Origin of the sequence: Streptomyces sp. SPB162 (assembly GCF_029504575.1) — a bacterium.
Lineage (GTDB): Bacteria > Actinomycetota > Actinomycetes > Streptomycetales > Streptomycetaceae > Actinacidiphila.
This window is the reverse complement of the sequence record NZ_JAQFII010000001.1, coordinates 3,090,780-3,117,555: the sequence shown is the minus strand read 5'-3', so window position 1 is coordinate 3,117,555 and position 26,776 is coordinate 3,090,780. Positions and strand designations below refer to the sequence as shown.

22 protein-coding genes and 1 pseudogene are annotated in these 26,776 nt (G+C 71.8%); 18 read left to right on the top strand and 5 right to left on the bottom strand.

Translation table 11 applies throughout. From position 1 onward, the window contains the following. Positions 1-173: 173 nt before the first annotated feature. On the top strand, positions 174-1,553 hold the full coding sequence (locus M2266_RS14115; RefSeq protein WP_277441198.1) for a cystathionine beta-synthase: 1,380 nt from the start codon (positions 174-176) through the stop codon (positions 1,551-1,553). A 395-nt stretch (positions 1,554-1,948) separates the two neighbouring features. Here the strand turns inward: M2266_RS14115 and M2266_RS14110 are convergent, their stop codons facing one another. Next, positions 1,949-2,377 (bottom strand): hypothetical protein, encoded by a 429-nt coding sequence (locus M2266_RS14110; RefSeq protein ID WP_277438511.1) that lies wholly within the window; start codon positions 2,375-2,377, stop codon positions 1,949-1,951. 206 nt (positions 2,378-2,583) lie between these two features. Here M2266_RS14110 and M2266_RS14105 point away from each other — a divergent pair, with 206 nt between their 5' ends. Both M2266_RS14105 and M2266_RS14100 read left to right on the top strand, forming a co-directional pair. Continuing rightward, positions 2,584-3,960 carry an acyl-CoA synthetase gene (locus tag M2266_RS14105; protein WP_277438510.1) on the top strand — a complete coding sequence of 459 codons (1,377 nt, stop codon included), beginning with the start codon at positions 2,584-2,586 and terminating at the stop codon, positions 3,958-3,960. 105 nt (positions 3,961-4,065) lie between these two features. Then, complete coding sequence (locus M2266_RS14100; protein ID WP_277438509.1) at positions 4,066-4,962, top strand: MurR/RpiR family transcriptional regulator; 897 nt, start codon at positions 4,066-4,068, stop codon at positions 4,960-4,962. Positions 4,963-5,106: 144 nt separating this feature from the next. On the opposite strand, the gene M2266_RS14095 is transcribed toward M2266_RS14100, so the two are convergent. Then, a complete protein-coding gene (locus M2266_RS14095) occupies positions 5,107-6,441 on the bottom strand; it encodes a diaminopimelate decarboxylase (RefSeq protein WP_277441197.1) in 1,335 nt (444 codons plus the stop codon). 165 nt (positions 6,442-6,606) lie between these two features. Between M2266_RS14095 and hutU the strand changes: the two genes are divergently transcribed. The 4 genes and pseudogenes from hutU (at position 6,607) to hutI (ending at position 12,006) form a co-directional block, all read left to right on the top strand. Then, positions 6,607-8,271 carry a urocanate hydratase gene (hutU, locus tag M2266_RS14090; protein ID WP_277438508.1) on the top strand — a complete coding sequence of 555 codons (1,665 nt, stop codon included), beginning with the start codon at positions 6,607-6,609 and terminating at the stop codon, positions 8,269-8,271. A gap of 11 nt (positions 8,272-8,282) precedes the next feature. Next, entirely contained in the window at positions 8,283-9,473 is a 1,191-nt protein-coding gene (locus M2266_RS14085) for an allantoate amidohydrolase (RefSeq protein ID WP_277438507.1), read from the top strand. Next, positions 9,464-10,802 (top strand): annotated as a pseudogene (locus M2266_RS14080) (formimidoylglutamate deiminase). Before M2266_RS14085 ends, M2266_RS14080 begins: the two are co-directional and overlap by 10 nt. Before the next feature lie 28 nt (positions 10,803-10,830). Further along, positions 10,831-12,006, top strand: a complete 1,176-nt coding sequence (gene hutI / locus M2266_RS14075) for an imidazolonepropionase (RefSeq protein ID WP_277438506.1) — start codon at positions 10,831-10,833, stop codon at positions 12,004-12,006. Positions 12,007-12,027: 21 nt separating this feature from the next. On the opposite strand, the gene M2266_RS14070 is transcribed toward hutI, so the two are convergent. Beyond that, a complete protein-coding gene (locus tag M2266_RS14070; RefSeq protein ID WP_277438505.1) occupies positions 12,028-12,918 on the bottom strand; it encodes an RNA polymerase sigma factor SigF in 891 nt (296 codons plus the stop codon). Between the two features lie 292 nt (positions 12,919-13,210). Here M2266_RS14070 and M2266_RS14065 point away from each other — a divergent pair, with 292 nt between their 5' ends. The 7 genes from M2266_RS14065 to M2266_RS14035 all read left to right on the top strand — a co-directional run bounded on the left by M2266_RS14065 (position 13,211) and on the right by M2266_RS14035 (position 20,443). Then, on the top strand, positions 13,211-13,579 hold the full coding sequence (locus tag M2266_RS14065; RefSeq protein ID WP_277438504.1) for an STAS domain-containing protein: 369 nt from the start codon (positions 13,211-13,213) through the stop codon (positions 13,577-13,579). Between the two features lie 123 nt (positions 13,580-13,702). Beyond that, positions 13,703-14,188, top strand: a complete 486-nt coding sequence (locus M2266_RS14060) for an ATP-binding protein (RefSeq protein WP_277438503.1) — start codon at positions 13,703-13,705, stop codon at positions 14,186-14,188. Between the two features lie 290 nt (positions 14,189-14,478). After that, the gene (locus M2266_RS14055) at positions 14,479-15,183 is read left to right on the top strand and encodes an LPXTG cell wall anchor domain-containing protein (RefSeq protein WP_277438502.1); all 705 of its coding nucleotides are present in this window, start codon (positions 14,479-14,481) and stop codon (positions 15,181-15,183) included. Positions 15,184-15,420: 237 nt separating this feature from the next. Then, positions 15,421-16,728, top strand: coding sequence for a beta-xylosidase (locus M2266_RS14050; RefSeq protein WP_277438501.1), 1,308 nt, complete (start codon positions 15,421-15,423; stop codon positions 16,726-16,728). Positions 16,729-16,767: 39 nt separating this feature from the next. After that, positions 16,768-17,853: a DUF916 domain-containing protein gene (locus M2266_RS14045; protein ID WP_277438500.1), complete on the top strand. Its 1,086-nt coding sequence runs from the start codon at positions 16,768-16,770 to the stop codon at positions 17,851-17,853. Positions 17,854-17,858: 5 nt separating this feature from the next. Beyond that, entirely contained in the window at positions 17,859-19,079 is a 1,221-nt protein-coding gene (locus tag M2266_RS14040; protein ID WP_277441196.1) for a hypothetical protein, read from the top strand. Beyond that, positions 19,076-20,443 carry a hypothetical protein gene (locus M2266_RS14035; RefSeq protein ID WP_346780892.1) on the top strand — a complete coding sequence of 456 codons (1,368 nt, stop codon included), beginning with the start codon at positions 19,076-19,078 and terminating at the stop codon, positions 20,441-20,443. The genes M2266_RS14040 and M2266_RS14035 overlap by 4 nt, the downstream gene beginning before the upstream one ends. Positions 20,444-20,530: 87 nt before the next feature. On the opposite strand, the gene M2266_RS14030 is transcribed toward M2266_RS14035, so the two are convergent. Then, positions 20,531-22,060, bottom strand: a complete 1,530-nt coding sequence (locus tag M2266_RS14030; RefSeq protein ID WP_277438499.1) for an oligopeptide:H+ symporter — start codon at positions 22,058-22,060, stop codon at positions 20,531-20,533. A 343-nt stretch (positions 22,061-22,403) separates the two neighbouring features. Between M2266_RS14030 and M2266_RS14025 the strand changes: the two genes are divergently transcribed. Both M2266_RS14025 and M2266_RS14020 read left to right on the top strand, forming a co-directional pair. Then, entirely contained in the window at positions 22,404-23,078 is a 675-nt protein-coding gene (locus tag M2266_RS14025) for a response regulator transcription factor (RefSeq protein ID WP_138356121.1), read from the top strand. Between the two features lie 23 nt (positions 23,079-23,101). Beyond that, positions 23,102-24,388 (top strand): ATP-binding protein, encoded by a 1,287-nt coding sequence (locus tag M2266_RS14020; protein ID WP_277438498.1) that lies wholly within the window; start codon positions 23,102-23,104, stop codon positions 24,386-24,388. A 14-nt stretch (positions 24,389-24,402) separates the two neighbouring features. Here the strand turns inward: M2266_RS14020 and M2266_RS14015 are convergent, their stop codons facing one another. Then, complete coding sequence (locus M2266_RS14015) at positions 24,403-24,921, bottom strand: GtrA family protein (protein WP_277438497.1); 519 nt, start codon at positions 24,919-24,921, stop codon at positions 24,403-24,405. Positions 24,922-25,102: 181 nt separating this feature from the next. Between M2266_RS14015 and M2266_RS14010 the strand changes: the two genes are divergently transcribed. Together M2266_RS14010 and purE are read left to right on the top strand one after the other, a co-directional pair. After that, entirely contained in the window at positions 25,103-26,242 is a 1,140-nt protein-coding gene (locus M2266_RS14010) for a 5-(carboxyamino)imidazole ribonucleotide synthase (RefSeq protein ID WP_277438496.1), read from the top strand. Continuing rightward, positions 26,239-26,766 (top strand): 5-(carboxyamino)imidazole ribonucleotide mutase, encoded by a 528-nt coding sequence (gene purE, locus M2266_RS14005; RefSeq protein ID WP_277438495.1) that lies wholly within the window; start codon positions 26,239-26,241, stop codon positions 26,764-26,766. Before M2266_RS14010 ends, purE begins: the two co-directional genes overlap by 4 nt. The last annotated feature ends 10 nt before the right edge of the window (positions 26,767-26,776 follow it).

Here is a 26,776-nt window from a genome sequence, read left to right as displayed (position 1 = left end):
CTTGTGCGTACAACATCTTGTTGCCCCGTGACGCGCCCACTGCAACGTGCCGTAGTGGTGATCGCCGACATTAGGGGGGTAGGAAGGAGAAGCTATCGAGCCACGGACGAGCTGAGGGTCGGCCCGTTAGGCCATAGGCTTGCCGCACATTCACGGAGAACCCGGAGACAATGGTGCAGTTCCACGACTCGATGATCAGCCTCGTCGGCAACACCCCGCTGGTGCGGCTCAACAACGTGACCGAGGGCATCCAGGCGACCGTCCTGGCCAAGGTCGAGTACTTCAACCCCGGAGGCTCGGTCAAGGACCGCATCGCGGTCCGAATGATCGAGGCCGCGGAGCAGAGCGGTGAGCTGAAGCCCGGCGGCACGATCGTCGAGCCGACGTCCGGCAACACCGGTGTCGGCCTCGCGATCGTCGCGCAGCAGAAGGGCTACCACTGCATCTTCGTCTGCCCGGACAAGGTGTCGCTCGACAAGATCAACGTGCTGCGCGCGTACGGCGCGGAAGTCGTGGTCTGCCCGACCGCCGTCGACCCGGACCACCCGGAGTCGTACTACAACGTCTCCGACCGGCTGGTGCGCGAGACCCCGAACGCGTGGAAGCCGGACCAGTACAGCAACCCGAACAACCCGCTGTCGCACTACCACTCCACCGGCCCCGAGCTGTGGGAGCAGACGGAGGGGCGGATCACGCACTTCGTCGCGGGCGTGGGCACCGGCGGCACCATCTCCGGCACCGGCCGCTACCTGAAGGACGCCAGCGAGGGCCGCGTCCAGGTCATCGGCGCCGACCCCGAGGGCTCGGTGTACTCCGGCGGCTCCGGGCGCCCGTACCTGGTCGAGGGCGTCGGTGAGGACTTCTGGCCGACCGCCTACGACCGCGAGGTCGCGGACGGCATCGTCGCCGTGTCCGACAAGGACTCCTTCCAGATGACCCGCCGCCTCGCCAAGGAGGAGGGCCTGCTCGTCGGCGGCTCCTGCGGCATGGCGGTCGTCGCGGCGCTGCGCGTCGCGGAGAAGCTCGGTCCCGATGACGTCGTCGTGGTGCTGCTGCCGGACTCCGGCCGCGGCTACATGTCGAAGATCTTCAGCGACGAGTGGATGGCCTCGCACGGCTTCCTCGACGACGGCAACGGCCAGGCCCGCGTCTCCGACGTGCTGGAGCACAAGGGCGGCGGCATCCCGCAGCTCCTGCACATGCACCCGGAGGAGACCGTCGGCGAGGCGATCGACGTGCTCCGCGAGTACGGCGTGTCGCAGATGCCCATCGTCAAGCCGGGCGCCGGTCACCCGGACGTGATGGCGGCCGAGGTCATCGGCTCCGTCACCGAACGCGACCTGCTGGACGCGCTGTTCGCCAAGCGCGCCCAGTTGGGGGACCCGTTGGAGAAGCACATGAGCGGACCGCTGCCGCAAGTCGGCTCCGGCGAGCCGGTCTCCGACCTGATGAAGGTCCTGGGCACCAGGTCCGACGCGGCGATCGTCCTCGTCGAGGGCAAGCCGACCGGTGTCGTGAGCCGCCAGGACCTGCTCGCGTTCCTGGCGAAGTAGTCCGCCCCGACGCGACAGCGCGCTACGACGAGGCCCCCTCCCGGTCCGGGAGGGGGCCTCGTGTGCGCTGATCGCCGGCGTGCGCGGACGGGCGCGGCGCTTCCGTTCACCCGGGGATCCGAAAGTGCTACATCCGCGTCATGCGACCGCAGCACGCGCTTAACACGCGTCGGGCAGATTGGTGTTCGCCGGGAAGAGAAGCCCGGCGCCACAGGATGTGGCACCCAGGACCTCCGGAGCGGCTCCCGGACTGCTGAGTGACCCTCCTGGACGAGGTGTCTGGTCCTGACCCGGCCCGCGTCCGAAACGGGGACCGCCGTCGTCCCGCCCCCCGGGTGACCGGGGGTGCGGCGGTCCCCGTTCCCATCTCTTCGAGCTTCGGCGGAATCCGCCGGCTACTCCCAGTCGCTGTCGGACTTCCTGCGGCGCTCGCCGCGGTCGCCCGCGAAGATGACACCGAGGGACTGGGCGACGTTCACGCCCACGATGCCCGCCCAGGTGATGAACAGGCCGCCGCCGCCCGCGTTGACCACGCCGATCGCGGAGAGCGGGATCGCGGCGATCATGGTGAAGCCGGCGAAGCCGTAGCGGGCGAAGCGCGCGTGCGGCTCCGGCTGGCCGGGACCGCGTCCGGCACGGGCGAACGAGGTCTGCTGCTCGGCCAGTTGGCGACGGACGCGCTGCTCGACATGGCTGTCGAGGCGCTGGTCCACCTTCTCCATGAACGAGTCGACCAGTTCCGACTCGTACTCCGCACCGAGGTCCTTGCGGGCCTGAAGGGTGGCGGCGAGTTCCTTCTTGAGTTCCGGGTCGCGGGCGTCCATGACGCCACCGTACGGAGCGCGGCGGCGCACGGCACTGGGGGAAACCCCCGATTCCTTTCGGGGGTGCCCCCTCCCAGCGGGCGATGCGTAGAGTCGCGGTGCCACCGCGCCGTGCGCGCCGGCAACCCTGGCCGATCCCGCTGGGGCTCCGAGAGAGACTCTCCCGCAGAGACATCTCGCCCAGAGACCTTCAGAGGAGCACACCCGTGCCGCTGCCACCCGCCCCCTCCCTGCTGACGGCCCTCACCGCGTCCGACGGCGCGGACCGGCCCGACGCCGTGACCGTCGCGGGGCGGTCCTGCTCGTACGAGCAGCTGCTCGGCGCCGCGGGTGCGGTCGCGGCGCGGGTGGCGGGCGCCCCCGCGTTCGCGGTGCGGGCGACGGCCTCGCTGGAGACGGTGGCCGCCGTGGTGGGCGGTCTGCTGGCCGGCGTGCCCGTGGTCCCGGTGCCGCCGGACGCGGGGCCGGCGGAACAGACCCACATCCTGGGGGATTCCGGTGCGGCGCTGCTCCCCGTCGACTTCGGCGAGCGGGCCGACCGGACCGGGCCGGAACCGGGCCCGAAGGACGCCGCGCTCATCCTCTACACATCGGGGACCACGGGTCCGCCCAAGGGCGTCGTGGTCTCGCGCGGCGCGATCGCCGCCGACCTCGACGCGCTCGCCGGCGCCTGGGAATGGACCGCCGACGACACGCTGGTGCACGGTCTGCCGCTGTTCCACGTGCACGGCCTCGTGCTGGGCGTGCTCGGCGCGCTGCGCACCGGCAGCCGGCTGGTGCACCCCGGACGGCCGACGCCGCAGGCCTACGCGGCGGCCGGCGGCAGCCTCTACTTCGGTGTGCCGACGGTCTGGTCGCGCGTGGTGCGCGACCCGGCCGCCGCACGCGCGCTGTCCGGCGCCCGGCTGCTCGTCTCGGGCAGCGCCCCACTGCCCGCGCCCGTCTTCCGGGACCTGGATGCGCTCACCGGGCAGCGTCCCGTGGAGCGGTACGGCATGACGGAGACGCTGATCACGATCAGCACGCGGGCGGCCGGTGAACGGCGCCCCGGCTCGGTCGGGCTGCCGCTGCCGGGGGTCGAGACCCGGCTGGTGGACGAGGACGGCACCCCCGTCCCGCACGACGGCACCACCGTTGGCGAGCTGCAGATCCGCTCCGGCACGCTCTTCGACGGCTACCTCGGCCGTACGGAGGCCACCGCGGCCTCGTACACCGCCGACGGCTGGTTCCGCACCGGCGACATGGCGATGGCGGAGCCGGACGGCATGCACCGGATCGTCGGCCGCGCCTCGACCGATCTCATCAAGTCCGGCGGCTACCGCATCGGAGCGGGCGAGGTGGAGAGCGCGCTGCTCGACCACCCCGCGGTCCGGGAGGCGGCGGTGGTGGGCGCGCCGCACGAGGACCTGGGCCAGGAGATCGTGGCGTTCGTCGTCGCGGACGGGGTCGGCGAGGCGGAGCTGATGGACTTCGTGGCCGGGCACCTGTCGGTGCACAAGCGGCCGCGCAAGGTCCGGTTCCTGGACGAGCTGCCGCGGAACGCGATGGGGAAGCCGCAGAAGGGGCGGCTGCCTCCGGTGTAGGCGCGCGCCCCTTCGGTGCATCGGTGCGTCCCGTGGACGCTCCTTGCCAATGCTGCATGGATTCATGCAGAGTCAGCGACGACTGAATAGGCCAGGAGGACGTTGATGGGTACGACGGAGGACGGGGGCGACGCCACGGAGGCGGGCGTGGGCGCGCTCGTCGGCGCCGCCGAGGGCGCCTCGGGGCGGCTGCTGAAGCTGTTCGAGGCCCACCGGCTGACCCCGACGCAGCGCCGGATCGCGCACTGCCTGGTGCGCCGGTCGGCCGACGCGCCGTTCCTGTCCAGCGTCGAGGTCGCCGAGCTGGCCGGGGTCAGCCAGCCGTCCGTCACCCGCTTCGCCGTCGCGCTCGGCTTCGACGGCTACCCGGCGCTCCGCCGCCACCTGCGCGAGGTCGCGCCGGTGCGGCCCGGCCCCGAGGCCGCCGCGTACAACGAGTACCAGCAGGCCGTGCACGCCGAGATCGAGAACCTCCGGCACCTCGCCGCGCTCCTCGCCGACCCCGCGCCCGTCGCCCGCGCCGGCGCCGTGCTCGCCGCCTCCCGCCCGCTGCCGGTCCTCGGGCTGCGCGCGGCGGGCGCGCAGGCGCGCGGCTTCGCGTACTTCGCGGCGAAGGTCCACCCCGACGTCCGGCTGCTCGACGAGGGCGGCACGATGTTCGCCGATCGCGTCGACGGCGCGGTCCGGGCGGGTGCGAGCGCGCTGCTCTGCTTCGCGCTGCCCCGGCATCCGCGGGAGGTCGTCGAGGCCCTGACGTACGCGCGACAGGCCGGCCTGACGGTCGTGACCGTGGCCGACAGCGCGTTCGCCCCGGTCGCCGCCTGCTCGGACCTGCTGCTGCCGGCTGCGGTCGGCACGGGGCTGGCCTTCGACACGGCGTGCGCCCCGATGCTTCTCGGACGCGTTCTGCTGGAGTCGATGTGCGACCACTTGCCGGACGCGCAGGCGCGCCTCGAGGAGTTCGACGCGCGGGCGGCGGCGCGGGGGCTGTTCACCGATTGAGTGCTGCCATCACTCGTACAGGTGGACGCTGACGTCGGCCGTCCCGCCCCCCGGACACACGGCCCCCCGGACACACCGCGTCGTTCACGCTGTTGCCGTAGGGGTGCTCATCCGCGGCGGCGCGTGGGTCGACGGGCCCGTCCCTCAGCTCCGCCCGAGCCCCATCAGAGCTTCGCTCTCCTCCGCGCCGCTCTCCGCCAGGAGTTCCTCCACCGTTTGGGCCGCGCGCACCAGCGCGAACCGCACCGACCCGTCCGGGGACGCGGCGTAGCCGTGGATCGCGGGGCGGGGGAGCGAGTTGTAGGCGAAGTGCGTGGAGAAGTAGTACGCGCCGGTGTCGAGGAGGGCTACCAGGTCGCCCTCCGCCAGGAGGGGGAGCGGGCGGGCCCGGGCGACGAGGTCCCCGGCGAAGCAGCAGGGGCCGGCCACGTCCTGGACCACGGGGTCGCCGCCCTTGGGGCGGCCCGTGGCGTCGAGGGCCGCGACGCGCAGCGGCCAGGCGTCCGGGGCGAAGACCGTGCGGGTGGCGAGTTGCGCGCCCGCGTGGGTGATCGCGATGGGCCGGCCGCCGGCCGTCTTGGCGTACTCGACGCGCGCCAGTACGGTGCCGGCCTTCGCGAGCAGTGAGCGGCCGAACTCGGTGACGACGGTGTACCGGCCGTCGAAGAGGCCGGGGACCCTGGCGCGCAGCAGCCGTGCGCAGTCGTCGAAGGTCGGTGTGACCTCGTCGGAGGCGAAGTTGACGGGGAGGCCGCCGCCGATGTCGAGCGTGGTGATCTGCCGGCGGCCGGCCGCCGCGTTGACGCGCTCCGCGAGGTCGTACGCGGCTCGGACGCCCGCCGCCATGAGGTCGAGCGGTACGCCCTGGGAGCCGGTGTGGGTGTGCAGGCGGTCGAGCCAGGGGCGGTCGGCATAGGCGGCGGCGATCCATTCCTCGGCGCCGTCGTCGCGCAGTGCGACACCGAACTTCGAGGTGGCGGTCGCGGTGCTCATGGCGCCGATGCTGCCGCCGCCGACCTGCGGATTGACCCGCAGGCCGAGGGAGGACGTGGAGGGGGACGCGGCGCGCAGCGCGTCCAGGCGGCGGAGTTCCCCCGGGTTGTCGGCGTTGACGGCGATGCCCAGGGCGAGCGCTTCGCGTAGTTCGGCGACGGTCTTGGCGGGGGAGTCCAGGACGATGCGGTCCGCGGGCAGGCCCGCGGCGCGGGCGAGGCTGAGTTCGCCGGGGCTCGCGACCTCGGCGCCGAGGCCGAGGCCGGCGAGGAGCCGCAGGACCGGGACGAGGGCGGCGGCCTTGACGGCGAAGGTGTGGGTGACGGTCACGCCGGGAGTGGCGAAGGCGGTCCGGAGGGCCGCCGCGGTTTCATGGATGGCGGTGACGTCCAGGAGTCCGATGACTGGGTTGTCCGGGGTGAGGAGGTCCTGCTCCACCGCCGCGCGCAGCGCGTGGCCCCGTCGTGCTGTCGCGTCCAGCGTCATGCCGGTCATCCCATCACCTGGTCAGGGGCAATGCCATCCCGCGGCCTTCGGCCCGGGGCCACCCCCAACCTCCGGCCCGGGTGACCCAGCCTGTTGACTAGATGTATTCAGCAAGACAGGATGTGAATGGATAGATCCATCGAGGTACAGAGGGAGGCCGGGCCGATGTCGGGACCGAGGATCGTGCGGGCGCCGCGCGGTACGGAACTGAGCACTCAGGGATGGCAGCAGGAAGCCGCGCTGCGGATGCTCCAGAACAACCTCGACCCGGAGGTCGCCGAGCACCCCGAGAAGCTGGTCGTCTACGGCGGGACCGGCAAGGCCGCCCGCGACTGGCGTTCGTTCGACGCCATGATCCGCACCCTGCAGACGCTGAAGCAGGACGAGACGATGCTCGTCCAGTCCGGCCGTCCCGTCGGTGTGATGCAGACGCACGAGTGGGCGCCGCGGGTGCTCATCGCCAACTCCAACCTGGTCGGTGACTGGGCCAACTGGGAGGAGTTCCGGCGGCTGGAGTCGCTGGGCCTCACCATGTACGGCCAGATGACGGCCGGCTCGTGGATCTACATCGGCACCCAGGGCATCCTGCAGGGCACCTATGAGACCTTCGCCGCGGTCGCGGCCAAGCGGTTCGGCGGCACGCTCGCCGGCACCATCACCCTCACCGCCGGGCTCGGCGGCATGGGCGGCGCCCAGCCACTGGCCGTCACCATGAACGGCGGCGTCGTGATCTGCATCGACGTGGATCCCCGCGCGATCTCGCGCCGTATCGAGCACCGCTACCTGGACGTCAAGGCCGACTCCCTGGCGCACGCGATGCAACTCGCCACCGAGGCCCGCGACAAGCGGGAGCCGCTGTCGATCGGGCTGCTCGGCAACGCCGCCGAACTGCTGCCGCAGATGCTCGCCGAGGGCGCGCCCATCGACATCGTCACCGACCAGACCTCGGCGCACGACCCGCTGGCCTATCTGCCGGTCGGCATCCCGTTCGACGAGATGGCCACCTACGCGGCCGAGAAGCCCGCCGATTTCACCCTGCGGGCCCGCGAGTCGATGGCCCGGCACGTCGAGGCCATGGTCGGCTTCATGGACGCCGGCGCCGAGGTCTTCGACTACGGCAACTCGATCCGCGGTGAGGCGCAGCTCGCCGGGTACGACCGGGCGTTCGACTTCCCGGGGTTCGTGCCCGCCTACATCCGGCCGCTGTTCTGTGAGGGCAAGGGGCCGTTCCGCTGGGCCGCGCTCTCCGGCGAGGCGTCGGACATCCACAAGACGGACAAGGCGATCCTCGACCTCTTCCCGGAGAACGAGTCGCTGCACCGCTGGATCAAGCTGGCGCAGGACAAGGTGCACTTCCAGGGCCTGCCCGCCCGCATCTGCTGGCTCGGCTACGGCGAGCGCGACAAGGCCGGCGAGCGCTTCAACGACATGGTCGCGAGCGGTGAGCTGGCCGCGCCGGTCGTCATCGGACGCGACCACCTGGACTGCGGCTCGGTGGCCTCGCCGTACCGCGAGACGGAGGCGATGCTCGACGGTTCCGACGCCATCGCCGACTGGCCGCTGCTCAACGCCATGGTCAACGTCGCCTCCGGCGCGTCCTGGGTCTCCATCCACCACGGCGGCGGCGTCGGCATGGGCCGCTCCCTGCACGCCGGGCAGGTCACGGTCGCGGACGGCACCAAGCTCGCGGGCGAGAAGATCCGCCGCGTGCTGACCAACGACCCCGGCATGGGCGTCATCCGGCACGTGGACGCGGGCTACGACCGCGCCGACGAGATCGCCGACGAGCGCGGTGTGCGGATCCCGATGCGCGAGGGCGACCCACGTTGAGTTTCCACAGCATGTGGACGGAGCTGCTACCCATCGGCCGCAGCTCCGTCTCCGGCGGCTACCGCCGCTACGCCTGGAGCGGCGCCGACCTGGAGTGCCGGGCGTGGTTCCGGGCGCAGGCCGAGGAACGCGGCCTGACGTACGAGGTCGACCGCAACGGCAATCAGTGGGCCTGGCTGGGCGACCCCGCCGCCGGCGGAGCCGTCGTGACGGGCTCGCACCTGGACTCCGTGCCGGACGGCGGCGCCTTCGACGGCCCGCTGGGCGTCGTGTCGTCCTTCGCGGCCCTCGACGAACTGCGCGAGCGCGGCGCCGCGCTCGACAAGCCGCTGGCCATCGTCAACTTCGGTGACGAGGAGGGCGCCCGCTTCGGTCTCGCCTGCGTCGGCTCCCGGCTGGCCGCCGGACAACTCACGAAGGACAAGGCGCACGAACTGCGGGACGCGGACGGCGTCAGCCTGCCGCAGGCCATGGAGCGGGCCGGCTACGACCCGGCCGCCATCGGCCCGGACCCCGAGCGGCTCGCCCGCATCGGCGCGTTCGTGGAACTCCACGTCGAGCAGGGCCGGGCGCTGGACCTGAGCGGCGACGCCGTCGGTATCGCGTCCGCCATCTGGCCGCACGGCCGCTGGCGGTTCGACTTCCACGGCGAGGCCAACCACGCGGGCACCACCCGCCTGGAGGACCGCCGCGACCCGATGCTCAGCTACGCCGACACGGTGCTGGCCGCCCGCCGGGAGGCCAGGGCCGCCGGGGCGCTGGCGACCTTCGGCAAGGTGAGCGTCGAGCCCAACGGCGTCAACGCCATCGCCTCGCTGGTGCGCGGCTGGCTCGACTCACGGGCCGCCGACCAGGAGACCCTGGACCGGGTGGTGGCCGGTATCGAGGCCGCCGCTTCGGAGCGCGCGGCCCGCGACGGCATCGACGTCCGCGTCACCCGCGAGTCGTTCACCCCGGTCGTCGAGTTCGAGCACGCGCTGCGCGACGAGGTCGCGAAACTGCTCGGCGGCGGCGTGCCGGTGCTGCCGACCGGCGCGGGACACGACGCCGGGATCCTGTCGGCGAGCGCCCCGACCGCCATGCTGTTCGTACGCAACCCCACCGGCGTCTCGCACTCACCCGCCGAGACGGCGGCCGAGGACGACTGCCTCGCCGGGGTGACCGCGCTCGCCGACGTACTGGAAGGTCTCGCGTGCAGCTGACGTACTGGACGGAACACGTCTGGCTCAACGGGGTCGTCGAGCCCGGCGTGGCCGTCGACACGGCCGACGGCCGCATCACCGGCGTCAGGACGGGCGTCGGCACACCGCCGCCCGGCGCCGTCGCGCTGCGCGGATTCACCCTGCCGGGGCTGGCCAACGCGCACTCGCACGCCTTCCACCGGGCCCTGCGCGGCACCGTCCAGGTCGGGTCCGGCACCTTCTGGACCTGGCGCGAGATCATGTACTCGGTCGCGGCGGAGCTCGACCCCGACACCTACTACGCGCTCGCGCGGGCGGTGTACGCGGAGATGGCGCTGGCCGGCGTCACCTGCGTCGGTGAGTTCCACTACCTGCACCACGCTCCCGGCGGCACGCCGTACGACGATCCCAACGCCATGGGCGAGGCCCTGATCGCCGCCGCGGGCGAGGCGGGCATCCGCATCACGCTGCTCGACACGGCGTACTTCTCGTCCGGATTCGGCGCGCCCCCCGACCGGCACCAGTTGCGCTTCGCCGACGCGGGCCCCCGACGCCTGGGCGGAGCGCGCAGACGCGCTCAAGGACCACGACCACGCCAAGATCGGCGCGGCGATCCACTCGGTGCGCGCCGTGCCGCCGGCCGGGATCGCCAGGGCCGCCGAGTGGGCGGCGGCGCGCCGGGCGCCGCTGCACGTCCACCTGTCGGAGCAGCCGGCCGAGAACGAGGCCTGTCTGCGCACCCACGGCGTGACGCCCACGCGGCTTCTCGCGGACCACGGGGCGCTGGGCCCGCGGACCTCCGCCGTGCACGCCACGCACCTCACCGGCGACGACATCCGGCTACTCGGCGGCAGCGGCACCGTCGTCTGCATGTGCCCCACCACCGAACGCGACCTCGCGGACGGTATCGGTCCGGCGCGCGACGTCCAGCGGGCCGGGAGTCCGTTGTCGCTCGGCAGCGACAGCCACGCCGTCATCGACCTGCTCGAAGAGGCCCGCGCCCTGGAGCTCGACGAGCGGCTGCGCACCCGTACCCGCGGGCACTGGACCGCGGCCCAGCTGCTGCGGGCCGCCACCGCCGACGGCCACGCCTCACTGGGCTGGACCGACGCCGGCGAGATCGAGACCGGCGCGCTCGCCGACTTCACCACCGTCGCCCTGGACTCGGTCCGCACCGCCGGTACGCTGCCGCGCCTCGGCGCGGAGACGGCCGTGTTCGCCGCCACCGCCGCGGACGTGCGGCACACGGTGGTGGGCGGCCGGCACATCGTCCGGGACGGTGTGCACCAGTTGGTGCCGGACGTCCCGGCGGCGATGGCCGAGGCCGTGGCCCGCCTGCGGCGTTCCTGACCCTCTCCGCACCAGAAGAAGGACCGCGATGCCCGCGACCGTCATCACCAACATCGGCAGCCTGGTCACCAATGACCCGTCCCTCGGTACCGGCCCGCTCGGCCTGATCACGGACGCGGCGGTGGTCATGGCGGAGGGCCGTATCGCCTGGGTCGGCCCGGCGGGCCGGGCGCCCGCCGCGGACCGGGTCTTCGACGCGGAGGGCCGGGCGGCGCTGCCCGGGTTCGTCGACTCGCACTCGCACCTGGTCTTCGGCGGCGACCGGACCCAGGAGTTCAACGCGAGGATGTCCGGCACGCCGTACACGGCCGGTGGCATCAGGACCACCGTCGCCGCGACCCGGGCCGCCACCGATGCCGAGCTGGACGCGAACGTGGCCCGCTACGTGGCCGAGGCGCGGCGGCAGGGCACCACGACCATCGAGACGAAGTCCGGGTACGGGCTGACCCCGCACGACGAGGCGCGCAGCCTGCGCATCGCCGCCGCGCACACCCCGGAGACCACGTACCTGGGCGCGCACATCGTCGCGCCGGAGTACGCGGACGACCCGGCCGGCTACGTCGACCTGGTCACCGGGCCGATGCTGGAGGCCTGCGCACCGCACGCCCGCTGGGTGGACGTGTTCTGCGAGAAGGGGGCGTTCGACGGCGACCAGGCACGGGCGATCCTCACCGCGGGCGTCCGGGCCGGGCTGATCCCCCGGGTCCACGCCAACCAGCTGACCTACGGGCCCGGGGTGCGACTGGCGGTCGAGCTGGGGGCGGCCTCCGCCGACCACTGCACCCATCTGACGGACGCGGACGTCGACGCCCTCGCGTCATGCGGTGGCGCGACCGTCGCGACGCTGCTGCCGGGGGCCGAGTTCTCGACGCGCGCGCAGTACCCCGACGCCCGCAGGCTGATCGACGCGGGCGCGGCGGTGGCGCTGTCGACGGACTGCAATCCGGGGTCGAGCTTCACCAGCTCGATGCCGTTCTGCATCGCCGTCGCCGTGCGGGACATGCGGATGACGCCGGACGAGGCGGTCGCGGCCGCGACGCTCGGGGGAGCGCGGGCCCTGCGCAGGGATGACGTGGGAAGGGTCGCGGCGGGGGCGCGAGCGGATCTGATGCTGCTCGACGCCCCCAGCCACGTACATCTGGCCTACCGGCCGGGTGTGCCGCTGGTCAGCCGCGTCTGGCAGGGCGGGGTACCCGCGCTCTGACCTGCGGCACGACCGGTGTGGTCACTCCTCGACGAGGAGCCCGCGTCGCAACCGCGCCAACGTCCGGGAGAGCAGTCGCGAGACGTGCATCTGCGAGATGCCGAGCTCCTCGCCGATCTCCGACTGGGTGAGGTTGCCGGTGAAGCGCAGCGAGAGGATCTTGCGATCGCGCGCCGGGAGCTCCGCGATCAGCGGGCGCAGCGACTCGATGTACTCGATGCCCTCGAGATCGCTGTCCTCGTAACCGATGCGGTCGGTCAGCGCGCCCTCGGAGTCGTCCTCGTCGGCCTGGGCGTCCAGCGAGCTCGCGGTGTACGCGTTGCTCGCGGCCATGCCCTCGATGACCTCTTCCTCGCTGATCCGCAGCTTGGCGGCCAGCTCCGCCACGTTCGGCGCGCGGTCCAGCTGCTGGGCGAGCTCGTCGCCGGCCTTGGCCAGGTCGAGCCGCAGCTCCTGCAGACGGCGCGGGACCCGCACCGACCAGCTGGTGTCACGGAAGAAGCGCTTGATCTCGCCGATGATCGTCGGCATCGCGAACGTGGGGAACTCCACTCCGCGACTCAGTTCGAAGCGGTCGATCGCCTTGATCAGGCCGACCGTGCCGACCTGGACGATGTCCTCCATCGGCTCACTGCGGGTACGGAACCGGGCAGCGGCGAATCTCACCAGGGCGAGATTGAGTTCCACGAGCGTGTTGCGGACGTAGGAGTACTCGTACGTGCCCTCGTCCAGCGTCTCGAGGCGCAGGAACAGAGTCTTGGACAGGGCGCGTGCGTCCACCGGCCCCACCGTCTGGAACGGGGGTATCTCGGGGAGGCCCTCCAAGCCCTCCGGCTCGTCCAGTTCTTCCTGGTCCGAGCCTATGGACGGGTGGGTCTTCGTCGCGGTGATCGCGTCAGGCCGGGGTGTCATGCTCTCCTCCCTCGGTTGCGGCATCAGGCTGCCGGTGCCATGCCTCTTGTACGGTGTGCTGCGCCTCCGAGGCGGCCGTTTATCGACAAGTGTTGTTCAACCCCTACCCCGTTTCACGCCACTGGCGCAAATTTTCGGTCTTCGGTCCGTAGGACGATTACCGTGCCCCGGAAGGGGCAGGCGGAAGGCGCTCGAGGGGCGCTCACCGGGTAGCCGGGCCACGGCTTCCGCGTGATTCGTGATGCGCGTAGGGTTCGGTGTGCGCATGACCCAAGATTCCAGAGGAGCGCACATGGACCGCGGGATGGTCGGGACGGCCGGCCGGGACCGGTTGCACGTGGCTGTGCGACAGCACGGCACGTGCGCCGTCGTCACGCCTGCGGGCGAACTGGACCACCACACGGCGGAGCTGCTCAGCGAGCCGCTCGAAGCATGCGTCGACGCGGGCTGCACCAAGCTCGTGGTGGACTGCTCCGAGTTGGATTTCTGTGACTCCACCGGACTGAACGTCCTGCTGGGTGCCCGGCTGAAGGCCGAGGCGGCGGGTGGGAAGGTCCATCTGGCGGGTATGCTGCCGGTAGTCGCGCGTGTGTTCGAGATCACGGGCGCCGAAGCCGTGTTCACCGTCCACGCGACATTGGACGAGGCATTGCAGGAGTGACGGAAGCGTCGCCGGTGGCGATCTCCCACTCCACCCTGTTTGGTAGAGCTTCCGAGGTGTCCTCGGGAATTCGTCGGGCAGGAGACTCCTGAAACTGTCGGACATCGGTGAGGTGAGGCGTCGATGAGCACCACTCGGCCCCCCGCGGCGGACGACCGCGGTTCGGACCCGGGCGACTCTGTCGCACCCGAGGCCGGATCCGCGCGCGTTCTGCGGCTCTTGGGTGAGAGTGCCATCGTTCCGCGCGCCCGCGACTTCACTCGCGAGGCGCTGCAGGCCTGGGGATGGCTGCCCGCCTCCACGCCGGAGGCCCGGGCGGCGGCCGAGGACGTCCTGCTCGTCGTCTCGGAACTGGTCACCAACGCGTGCCTGCACGCGGACGGCCCCGATGAGCTGCGGCTGATCCACAGCCCCAAGGTGCTGCGCCTGGAGGTCGCCGACAGTGGCGACGGAGAGCCGACGCCCCGCGTCCCGCACCGGGCGGGCCGGCCCGGCGGGCACGGCATGTTCATCGTGCAGCGGCTCTGTTCGGACTGGGGCGTCGCACGGCACTCCGAGCGGCCGGGCAAGACGGTCTGGGCCGAGCTGACGGCGCCCGCCGGAGCCTGACCGGAGCGCCCGGCGCCCGAGCCGAACGCCTGGCCTTCGAGCCCCGAAGCCGCACCACGGCCGCTGCGTCACCGCAACGTCGGACCACCCCCCCGTACGGTGTTCCGGCGTTTCTTCATGCCCCGTCGGAGGGCTTCTCACGGCCCCGGGCCCCGGGCCCCGCCCGTCCCTGATGTACCGGTGACCCGCCGGGCAGGCATTGTCTCTTCCCTCTCCAAGGTCACGGGCGTACTGTCGGCCGCCGAATCTGATGTGCCGTCAGTAACTGGTGGCGGAAGGGAGAAGAGCCCATGCAACACGTCATGAACAGCGTCCGCGGCAGAGCGGCCGCCCGCGGTGGAGTGCTGGCACTCGCGACGGCGACGGCGGCGGGTGCGGCGCTGCTGGCCGCCCCGGCCGCACACGCGGAGACGGTGGACGTCGCCTACAGCTGTCAGTCGCCGATCGGGAAGAAGGACGCGGTGTCGCCCATCGACATCACGAGCGTCGCGTCCGGCTCCGGCTACAGACTCACGATGACCTTCAAGAAGGGTGTCTCCTCCAGCCCGATCGAACTCGGCAAGGGGGCGATGAACCCGAGTGCGACGATCAAGGTCGGTGGAGCGGACCCGGGCACCGTGTCGGTGGTGGGGACCCCGAACGACGCGGCGATCCCCGCGAACTCCCCCATCAAGATCAACGATCTGACGGGCACCTACACGCCCAAGAAGTCGGGCAAGGTCACCTTCACGGCAGGTGTGCTCACCATCAAGGCCCTCGGCACGGTGACGACCTGCAACGCCACCAACAGCCCCAAGCCCTCGCTGTCGCTGGACGTCAAGGCGGCGGGTGGTGGCAGCGGCGGCGCCACGACCGCGCCGGACGAGTCCGCCACGCTGCCGCAGACCGGTCCGGCCGACAGCGCCGTGGCGCTGGGCACCTTCGGCGGCACGGTGCTGCTCGCCGGTGTCGCCGGCGTGCTCTGGCTCACCCGCAGGGCCGCTCGGACCCGTTGACCCGGACCCGTGGCACCGACGCCGGCGTCGGTGCCACGGCTCGGCATGTCCGCTGTTCATCCGCCCTGACCAGGGTGGATAGCCGATCTGACGGTCAGTCAAATCTGGGCGCCCGGCTCCATTGACTTCTTTCGGTCACGCCGTCTCAATGTCCAGCGTCGGCGCAGAGGAAAAGGGACGCTGCGCCCGGACCGTGATCAAGGGGACAAGATGATCGCTCACGCGCGAAGATCCGTCATGCGCGGACGGAGACTGGCCGCCGTGCTCGGGGCCGCCGCACTCATGGTGGGGGGCGGCGCGGTCCTCGCGGCGCCCGCCCAGGCGGCGACGGCCGTGAACTTCGACACGCACTGCATCCCGCCCGCCGTGGCCGGGCTGCCGCCCATCGACGGCGTGTCCAACGCGACCGTGACGGTCGCGCCGTCGAACCCGAAGGTCGGTGACACGGTCACCGTCACCTACACGCTCACCAAGGCGGCCGCGAGCAACCCGACGGACATCGCGCTGCCCGCCGATGTCGTCACCCCCCGCGCCACCGTCGTGCTCGGCGGCGCCCAGACCGGCGCGGTCGCCGTGACCGGCCCCAAGAGCAACCCGCCGATCCCGGGCAAGGGCGCCTTCCCGGCGCTGGTCATGACCGGCACCTTCGTGGTCACCGCTCCCGGCGCCATCACCCTGTCGCCCGGCGACTACACCATCCACACCAGCTACATCCTGGAACTGGACACCGTCTGCACGGTGATCACCCCGCCCGCGCCGGTCTCCGAGACCGTCACCGCGAGCCCGGCGACCAACCCCAACCCGCGCACCCTGGCGCTGGGCTCGGCCCAGGGCGACCCGGGCACCGCGGTCGCCGTCACCGGCGGCCACTTCACCGCGGGCGCCACCGTCACGGTCCTGGCCATCGCCGGGTCCAACCCGACGGCGGACATGGCCTCCGCGACCGCCGACGCGCAGGGCGGTTTCACCGCCTCGCTCGTCGTCAACGACCCCGCGACCACCGGCATCGTGGCCTTCGAGGGCGCGAGCTACGACCCGGCCACCGCGGCGGGCCCGGTCGCGTACAAGGTCAACGACAACACCCCCATTCCGCCGGGGAGCCAGAAGCTCAACGCCTCGGTCACCGCCGGGACGCTCTCCATGACCCAGGCCGGCGACACCGTGGAGATGACCCCGGTGAACTTCGGTGACGGCGGCGCCTCGACCGGCGCGCTGCAGACGGTCACCGTCAAGGACTTCCGCGGCGGCGCCGCGGGCTGGTCCCTGACCGGCGCGGTCACCGACTTCAAGGGCCCCGGTGGCACCGTCATCGGCGCCGACAAGCTCAGCTGGACCCCGGCCTGCACCGCCAAGGCCGGCAGCCTCAGTGCCTGCGCGGCGGGCTCGCCCGGCGCCGTGGGCACGGCGGGCGCCACGCTGGCCACGACGCCCAACGGCACCGTGACCGGTGGTGAGTTCACCGCCGACGCGGGTCTGTCGCTGGACGTTCCGGCCTTCTCCTCGCCAGGAACCTACTCCGGAGTCTTGACCCTGACCCTTACCTGACGCACAGTCAGTTAACCCGGACCGAGGGAGATGCCAGACATGTCGAGGGCCAAGGCGTGCGCAGTGCTGCTGACGGTCGCCGCGTTGCTCGGCATCGGCCTCGGTCCCGCGGCAGGACCGGCCGGCGCCGCGGACAACGGGCGCTGGTCGGTCTTCCCCGCCCCGGCGGGCGGAGCCAAGGACAGGACGAGCACCAGCCAGGAACGCCAGTTCTTCACGTTGGAGGCGGGGCCGGGCACCACCGTCAAGGACAAGGTCTCGGTCTCCAACCTCTCCGACGCGCCGATGCAGTTCAAGATCTACGGCGCCGACGCCTACAACACCCCGCGCGACGGCGGCTTCGCCGTGCGCGGCCCGGAGGAAACCAGCAAGGACGTCGGCACCTGGGTGAAGCTCGCGCAGGGCAGCCTCACCGTCCCGCCCAGGACCCGCGCCGACATCCCGTTCACCCTCACCGTCCCCGACACCGCCACTCCCGGCGACCACCCCGGCGCGATCGTCGCGCTCAACACCGAGACCGACAAGAGCAAGGGGAGCGTGGCGGTCGGCGTACGGCGGGCCGTCGGAGCCCGGATCTACCTGCGGGTGAGCGGCCCCAGCCTCCCCGCGCTCTCCGTGGAGAACGTCCGCGTCGACCACGGCCAGCCCTGGCTGCCCGGCACCGGCAGCAGCAGCGCGGCCATCCACTACACCCTCGTCAACCGGGGGAACGTCTCCCTGCTGCCGCGCCTGCGGCTCAAGGCCACCGGGCTGTTCGGCAACACCCTGCTGGACCGGCAGGCCAAGGGCCTGCCGCTGGAACTCCTGCCGGGGCAGCAGGTCGAGCTGACCGAGAAGTGGGCCGGGGCGCCGCAGTTCGATCGGGTGAGCGTGCGGCTGACCGTCACCACCGACCGGGGCGAACTGAACGAGACCGCCCACGTTTCGTTCTTCGCCGTCCCCTGGCTCGCCGCCGGGGTGCTGCTCGCCGGACTGGCGCTGCTCATCGCCTGGTTCGTCGTCAGGCGCCGCAGGAACCGTCCGCCGCGGCCGGCGGAAGAGGATTCCGATCCCGATCCCGAGGGCGGGACGGCAGCGGCGGCGATCGGCGTGACGAGCGTGGGAAGCAGGGGCGGACAGGCGTGAGCACCATGCACAGGGACCTACTCCGGGCGGTGGCGGCCGCCGTGCTCGCCACGGTGCTGCTCGTCCTCTCCGCGCTCACCGCGCAGCCGTCGCAGGCGGCCCCGGAGTCGGCTGCGGTGCCGAGCGGGGTGGCGGTGCTGAACCCGGTGGCGGTGCCGAACCCCGCGGCCGTGCGGGCGGCCGCCGCCGACGAGAAACCCGCGGTGGCGCTGTCGCCGCGGGAGGCCAAGCCCGGTACGGAGATCACGGTCACCGGCCGGGGCTGGAAGCCGGCCACGCTGCTCACCCTCCTGGTCTGCGGGCAGAACGCGATCGGCGGCACCAACTCCTGCTCCAACGCGTCGGGCCGCGCCGTCACCACCGACGCCAAGGGCGGCTTCACCCAGAAGCTGCCGACCGCCGCACCGCCCAAACCCTGCCCCTGCGTCGTGCACGTCGCGACGGTGATGGGCGACTCCGTCACCGTCGACGCCCCCTTCACCGTCACCGGGCATCCGGTCGCCGAGCTGCCGCAGCAGTCCGGTGCCGGGCGGCTCGCGGTGCTCACCGCCCGGCTGGAGGGCGGCGGCGGGCTGCTCACCTGGTTCGGCTCACCGCCCCAGCGCCGGCTGGTCTTCACCGTCGGCAACCTCGGCTCGGGACCGGTCAAGGACCCGGTCTTCCAGATCGGTGTCTCGCACGGCGTCTTCGCCCCGCAGTGGGAGGAGCAGCAGTGGAGCGGCAGCGTGGCGCCGGGGATGAAGCAGCAGATCAAGCTGCCCGTCGAACTGGCGTCGGGAGCGCACGGCGACTACCGGGTGCAGCTCAGGTACGGCGGCAAGGTGCTCGTCACGGAGCCCTGGGACGTCGGCCGCCCCTGGGGCGTCACGCTCTTCTGGATCCTGCTCTGCGTCGTCGTGCCGGCCGCGGTCTTCCGGATCGGGATGGCCGTCGTGGAGCGGGCGCGACCGCGGCTGCCCGGCACGATCTACGCCTCCGGCCGCCGCCGCAAGGCCCCCTGGCGGCCCGCCGCGCTGCTCCACCTGCCACCGCCCCGGCGCTCCACGCCGAGCCGGCCGCTGCCACCGCCTGACGGCGTGCGCCCAGCGGGCTCCCGGGCCCCGGACGAGACCGGCACGCTGCCCTGGTTCAGTCAGGGCACCCTGCCGGCCCCGGCCGCCGCCGAGGAACCGCCACCGACTTCCGCACCGAGTACCGACCGTCCATCTTCGAAGGGAAGCACGTGACGAATCGACTATCGCGACGGCGGCGGAGCGGGGCCGCCACCGCGGCCGGGGTCGCGCTCATGCTCGGCGGCGGCTCGGTGCTGCTGATCGCGGCACCCGCGCAGGCCGCCGTGTCCTCTTTCGCGACCAAGTGCATACCACCGAAGATCGCCAACCTGCCGGACGTCAACGGGACGACCAAGGCGGACATCACCGCGCCCGCGACCGCCAAGGTCGGCGACACGATCGACGTGACGTGGAAGACGGTGCAGGCCGCGTCGGAGAACCCGGGCGTCGCGGACCTCCCCGCCAACTCGGTGCTGCCCACCGGCAAGGTGACGATCGGCGGCGCGCAGACCGGCTCGCTGGACGTCGCGGGGACCCGGACGAATCCCGCGATCCCGAAGAACAGCCCGATGGTGCTGTCCGACATGAAGGGCAAGGTCAAACTGACCGCCGCGGGCGATGTGACCCTCTCGCCCGGCGCGTACAACATCAACGCGAACTACATCATGTCGACCGACACCGCGTGCGCGCCGACCGGCACCGTTCCGGTCGCGGTCACGATCAAGGTGACGGGCGGCACGTCGTCGGGCGGCACGACCTCCGGCGGCACCACCTCCGGGGGCACGACCTCCGGCGGTACGACCTCCGGCGGTACGACGTCGGGTGGCACCAACTCCGGTGGTACGACGTCGGGTGGCACCACGTCCGGGGGTACGACCTCCGGGGGTACGACGGGCGGCGGCGGTGAGCCCAACGGGACCGTGCACAAGGGCACGGCGGTCTCCGTGACCTTCGACTGCGGGACGTTCGGCAAACCGACCGGCCAGGCGGTGGTCGACGCCACCAAGAACAGTGCCGGCTACGCCCTTTCGGTGCGGTTCCTCGGCTCGGTCATGAAGACCCCCGCTCCCCTCCCCAAGGGCTTCATCACCGCGACCATGGCCGTCAAGGTGGCGGGCGCGGACAGCGGCACGGCCCAGGTCAAGGCGCCGCCCAACACCAAGGCGTTCGCCCAGGACGACCCGGTCACCCTCGACCCCCTGACCGGCGTCTACTCCCCGCGCAAGACCGGAAAGGTCACGCTCCACCCGGGCGTCCTGGCCGTCCAGCTCGCCCAGGGCGGCACGCCCGTTGCGACCTGCACGCCGACCAACGCGGTCGCCGCGTCGCTGACGCTCGTCATCGCGGAGAAGGGCACCGCCGGCGGCGGTACCGACGGCGGGACCGCCAACAGCGCGACCACCACCAGCGGGGGCCTCGCCCAGACCGGCGCCGACAACAACGGTTCGCTGCGCGCCCTCGGCCTCGTCGCCGGCACCGTCCTCCTCCTCGGCGGCGCCGTCTTCACCTTCACACCGTGGCGCAGACTGCGCCGCTGACCGCGTGACACGCACGACACGACGAGGCCCCGGCGACCGTTCGTACGGTCACCCGGGGCCTCGTCGTGTCGTGCGCGGGAGATTACGTCAGCGGACGTCGCCCATCAGCGCGACGACCTTCTTGCGGTACATCCAGACCGCGAAGCCGGCGAGGATGGCGAGGACCGCTTCGAGGCCCACCATGCCGCTGCCGTTCAGATCCACACCCGCGATGGACAGCAGACTGGTGGTGCAGTCGCCCGCGGTGACCGCGAGGAACCAGACACCCATCATCTGGCTGCCGTACTTGGCGGGGGCCATCTTCGTGGTGACCGAGAGCCCGACCGGCGAGAGGCAGAGCTCGCCGATGGTCTGAATCATGTAGATCATGACCAGCCACATCGGGCTGACCTTCGTACCGTCCGAGGCCAGGCCCATCGGGATCACGAAGACGACGAACGAGGCACCGATGAGGAACAGGCCCATGGCGAACTTCACCGTGGTGCTCGGTTCGCGGTTCTTCTTCGCCAGCCACAGCCAGCCCCAGGCGATGACGGGGGCCAGTGCCATGACGAACAGCGGGTTCACGGACTGGAACCACGAGGACGGGAAGTCGACGCCGAACACCGAGCCGCGCGTCTTCGTCTCGCCGAAGATCGACATCGTCGACCCGCCCTGGTCGTAGATCATCCAGAAGACGGCGGCGGCCACGAAGAACCAGATGTAGCCGCTCATCTTGGACTGCTCGCCGGCCGACAGCTCCTTGTCCTTCTTGATCCGCACCAGGACGCCGATCGGGATGACCAGGCCGATCACGGTGATCGGCACCAGTGCCCAGTTGAGCGTGTAGTGCCCGGTGAAGCCGACCACGCCGTAGAAGACGGTGGCGGCGATCAGCCACATCAGGCCCTTGCGCAGGGTGGAGTTGCGCTCCTCGACCGACAGCGGCTTCGGGACGACGCTGCTGCGCTCGCTCAGGTGCCGGGTGCCGAGCAGGAACTGGACCAGGCCCAGCGCCATGCCGACGGCGGCGAGGGCGAAGCCCAGGTGCCAGCTGTAGTTCTGGCCGACGGTGCCGATGATGAGCGGGGCGGCGAAGGCACCGATGTTGATGCCCATGTAGAAGACGGTGAAGCCGCCGTCGCGACGAGGGTCGTTCGGACCGTCGTAGAGGTGGCCGACCATCGTCGAGATGTTCGCCTTGAGCAGCCCGGAGCCGAGCGCGACCAGTCCCAGGCCGACGAAGAACGTCGCCTGGCCGGGAACGGCCAGCGTCAGGTGGCCCACCATGATGATGCCGGAGGCGATGGCGACCGTCTTGCGCGGCCCCCAGACCCGGTCACCGAACCAGCCCCCCGGCATGGCGAGCAGGTACACCATCGCGAGGTAGATGGAGTAGATGGCCGTGGCCGTGGCCGCGTTCATCGCGAGGCCGCCGCCCTGGGACCCCTTCTCCGCGCCGGGTCCGCCGGCGATCAGGTAGAGGGGGAGCAGGGCCCGCATGCCGTAGAAGCTGAACCGCTCCCACATCTCGGTCATGAAGAGAGTGGCCAGGCCGCGGGGGTGGCCGAAGAAGGTCTTGCCGCCCGGAGCAGGGGTCCCCTGCGGGGCGGCGTCCTTCGTCAGGCTGGACGCCATGGTCGATCCTTGTTCGCTCGGGACGCGCGACGGAACAGACCGCGCGCCCGGTGGGGGTGGCCGGCACCGGCGCGCGATGGGGGCGCGCCGGGATCCACGCCCGCCGCGCGTACGCGCGGCGGACCCGGCCGTCAGGTCAATCACTCGATGCCGGTTTATACCGGACCCGTCACAGAAGCGGCCTTCAGCGCGTGTTGCGCGCGTACGGGCCCCGAGTGCTGCTAAGGGCGATTCATTACTTTATGGCAGTGCGACGCGTGGTATAGGGGGTCTTGAGACCTACCTCACAAGGGCGTTGGCACCGCTACGTCGGCCCCTGCCCATGCGGACTACCATCAAGCCCATGACCCGCGTACTTCTTGCCGAGGACGACGCATCCATCTCGGAACCCCTCGCGCGCGCCCTGCGCCGCGAGGGTTACGAGGTCGAAGTGCGTGAGGACGGGCCCACCGCGCTCGAAGCAGCCCTGCTGGGCGCCGTCGACCTGGTGGTGCTCGACCTGGGGCTGCCCGGCATGGACGGCCTCGACGTATGCCGCAGGATCCGTACGGAGGGGCACACCTTCCCGGTGCTGGTGCTCACGGCCCGCGCCGACGAGGTCGACACGGTGGTCGGGCTGGACGCCGGCGCCGACGATTACGTCACCAAGCCGTTCCGGCTCGCCGAACTGCTCGCGCGCGTCCGGGCGCTGCTGCGCCGCGGCACCACCGACGCGCCGCAGCCGTCGACCCACGGGGTGCGGATCGACGTGGAGTCGCACCGCGCGTGGATGGGCGACGACGAGCTGCAGCTGACCGCGAAGGAGTTCGACCTCCTGCGCGTCCTGGTGCGCGACGCGGGCCGGGTGGTCACCCGCGAGCAGCTGATGCGCGAGGTCTGGGACACCACGTGGTGGTCGTCGACCAAGACCCTCGACATGCACATCTCCTGGCTGCGCAAGAAGCTCGGCGACGACGCGACCGCGCCCCGGTACATCTCCACCGTGCGCGGTGTCGGATTCCGGTTCGAGAAGAACTGACCCGGAACTGACACGCTTCCTCCATGCGCCGCCGACTGATCTCCTCCACGCTCGCCGTCGTCCTCGTCGTCATCGCGGTCTTCGGGATCTCGCTCGTCATCGTCGAGACGCGCACGATCGAGAGCAGCGCGCAGGAGAGCGTCGACTCCGAGGCGGTCCGGCTCGCCGGCAGCGTCGACAGCCGGCGAGCCGGCGGTGAGAAGGTCGACACCGGCTCGCTGGCCCAGCAGGTGGCGGCCGACCGGTTCGCCGTCGTGCGGATCCCGGGCAGCGCGCCCATCGAGATCGGGACCCGGCCCTCGGGCAAGGTGATCAGCTCCACCCAGCGGGGCGACGACGGCACGACCGTGCTCGTCGAGGAGTCCCGTTCCAAGATCAGCCAGGAGATCGGCAGGACCCTGCTGGTCATCCTGGCCGTCGCCCTCCTCGCGGTGCTCGCGGCCGTGATCCTCGCGGTGCGGCAGGCGCGCCGGCTCGGCAGCCCGCTCACCGACCTCGCGGAGACCGCCGAGCGGCTCGGCTCGGGCGACCCGCGCCCGCGGCACCGCCGCTACGGGGTGCCGGAGCTGGACCGGATCGCCGACGTGCTGGACGCGAGCGCCGAGCGGATCGGCCGTATGCTCACCGCCGAGCGGCGGCTCGCCGCCGACGCCTCGCACCAGTTGCGCACGCCCCTGACCGCGCTCTCCATGCGGCTGGAGGAGATCGTCGCCACCGCGGACGACGAGGACGCCGTCAAGGAGGAGGCGACGATCGCGCTGGGCCAGGTCGAGCGGCTCACCGACGTGGTGCAGCGGCTGCTGACCAACGCCCGGGACCCGCGCTCCGGCTCGGCGGTCGACTTCGACCTCGACGACGTGATCAAGCAGCAGATGGAGGAGTGGCGCCCCGCCTCGCAGAGCGAGGGGCGCACCATCGTCCGCTCCGGGACCCTGGGCCTGCGGGCCGTCGGCACCCCCGGCGCGGTCTCCCAGGTGCTGGCCACCCTCATCGAGAACTCGCTCATGCACGGCGCGGGCACGGTCGGCCTGCACACCCGGGTGACCGGCAACCAGGCGGTCGTGGAGGTCACGGACGACGGGCCGGGTGTACCGCCCGACCTGGGCGCGCGGGTCTTCGAGCGGACGGTCAGCGGCCGTAACTCCACCGGGCTGGGGCTGGCCGTCGCCCGTGACCTGGCCGAGGCGGACGGCGGACGGCTGGAGCTGCTCCAGCAGCGGCCGCCGGTCTTCGCGCTGTTCCTGGCCCAGGAGGACCGGTCAGGGGAGCCACGGCGGCCCCGCGGAGACGCCGACCCCTCTCCCCAGTAGCCCGGGGCCCGGACCTACGGGGCGGTGCGGCTGTGCGGCGCGGAATCGGGGTCCGGCTCCGCGGCCAGGATCGACTCCGCCTGTTCGGCCAGCTCACGGGCGGGCAGCGCCTTGAAGACCCAGGTCCGGTAGGACCAGAAGCGGAAGAGGGTGGCCACGCCGATGCCGGCGAACTTGAAGAAGTTGCTCTGCAGGGAGCTGTCCCAGCCGAACCCGTACGTCGCCACGTAGAGCACCGCGTTCTCGATGACGAGACCGACGGCGCTGAAGCCCAGGAAGAGCCCCAGTTCCTTCGAGCGGCTGCTCCGGTCGCGGTCACGGTAAGTGAAGTAACGGAAGCCGACGTAGTTGAAGAGAATCGATACGGCGGTGGCGATGATGCTCGCCCGGACCGTCTGCAGACCGGTGCTGTGCCGGACCAGGTTGAAGACTCCGACGTTCACCAGGACACCCGCGCCGCCGACCGCGCCGAACTTGGCGATCTCGCGGTAGAGCAGGCCCAAACGCGACTGCACGGTCTGGCGTCCGCTCATGATGATCCGCTCGGCCCTGTCTGTCGGTCTGGCTCGCCACGACCCGCCTGTGACCTGCCGGGGGGTGTGGTGTCGCTGGTGCTCCAGTCGTACTGGCTTCTTCATGCTAACCGCACGGGTGCGGGCCCTGCCCGTGGGTGGGCGTCATTCGGGGGTCCGCACGGCCGATATCCTGGGGAACGTGACATTCCCGGTAGTCGGCATGGTCGGCGGCGGCCAGCTCGCCCGTATGACCCACGAAGCGGGCATCCCGCTCGGCATCAGGTTCAAACTCCTCAGCGACACCGCGCGGGACTCCGCGGCGCAGGTGGTGGGCGACGTCGTCGTCGGCGACTACCGCGACCTGGAGACCCTCCGGGCCTTCGCGCAGGGCTGCGATGTGATCACGTTCGATCACGAGCACGTCCCCACCGAGCACCTGCGGGCCCTGGAGGCGGACGGCATCGCCGTCCGCCCGGGCCCCGACGCCCTGCAGCACGCCCACGACAAGGGCGTCATGCGGGCGAAGCTCAGCGAGATCGGTGTGCCCTGCCCGCGGCACCGGCTCGTCACGGACCCCGCGGACGTCGCGCGCTTCGCTGCGGAGGGTGACGGTTTCCCGGTCGTCCTCAAGACCGTGGTCGGCGGGTACGACGGCAAGGGCGTCTGGGTCGTGCGCGACGAGGACGGGGCCGCGGACCCGTTCCTGGCCGGCGTCCCGGTGCTCGCCGAGGAGAAGGTCGACTTCGTACGGGAGCTGGCGGCCAACGTGGTGCGTTCGCCGCACGGCCAGGCCGTCGCCTACCCGGTCGTGGAATCCGTGCAGGTCAACGGGGTGTGCGACACCGTCATCGCCCCCGCGCCGAACCTCGGCGACGCGCTGTCCGCGCAGGCCCAGCAGCTCGCGCTGACCATCGCCGCCGAGCTGGGCGTCGTCGGGCACCTCGCGGTCGAGCTGTTCGAGACCAGGGACGGCCGGATCCTCGTCAACGAGCTGGCGATGCGCCCGCACAACAGCGGCCACTGGACGCAGGACGGCGCGATCACCTCCCAGTTCGCCAACCACGTCCGCGCCGTCCTGGACCTGCCGCTCGGCGACCCGCGCCCGCGGGCGAAGTGGACCGTCATGAGCAACGTCCTGGGCGGCGACTTCCCCGACATGTACTCCGCGTACCTGCACTGCATGGCACGGGACCCGCAGCTCAAGATCCACATGTACGGAAAGGACGTGAAGCCCGGCCGTAAGGTCGGCCACGTCAACACCTACGGCGACGACCTGGCGGACGTGCGCGAGCGCGCCCGGCACGCGGCCGACTACCTGCGAGGAACGATCACCGAATGACCCTGTCCCCTCTCGTCGGCATCGTCATGGGCTCCGACTCCGACTGGTCCGTCATGGAAGCCGCCGCCCAGGCGCTGGACGAGTTCGAGGTCCCGTACGAAGTCGACGTCATCTCCGCGCACCGCATGCCGCGCGAGATGATCACCTACGGCGAGCAGGCCGACGGCCGCGGTCTCAAGGCGGTCATCGCGGGCGCCGGCGGCGCCGCCGCCCTCCCCGGCATGCTCGCCTCCGTCACCCCGCTGCCGGTCATCGGCGTGCCCGTGCCGCTGAAGTACCTCGACGGGATGGACTCGCTGCTGTCCATCGTCCAGATGCCGGCCGGCGTGCCGGTCGCCACGGTGTCCGTCGCGGGCGCGCGCAACGCCGGACTGCTCGCGGTCCGGATCCTCGCCGCGCACGACCCCGAACTGCTGGAGAAGATGCGGCACTTCATGGAAGAACTCAACGAGCAGGCCACCGACAAGGGGAAGCGGCTGCGCGCCAAGGTCCAGGGTGCGGCAGGCTTCGGGTTCGGCAAGTAACCAAAGGAGA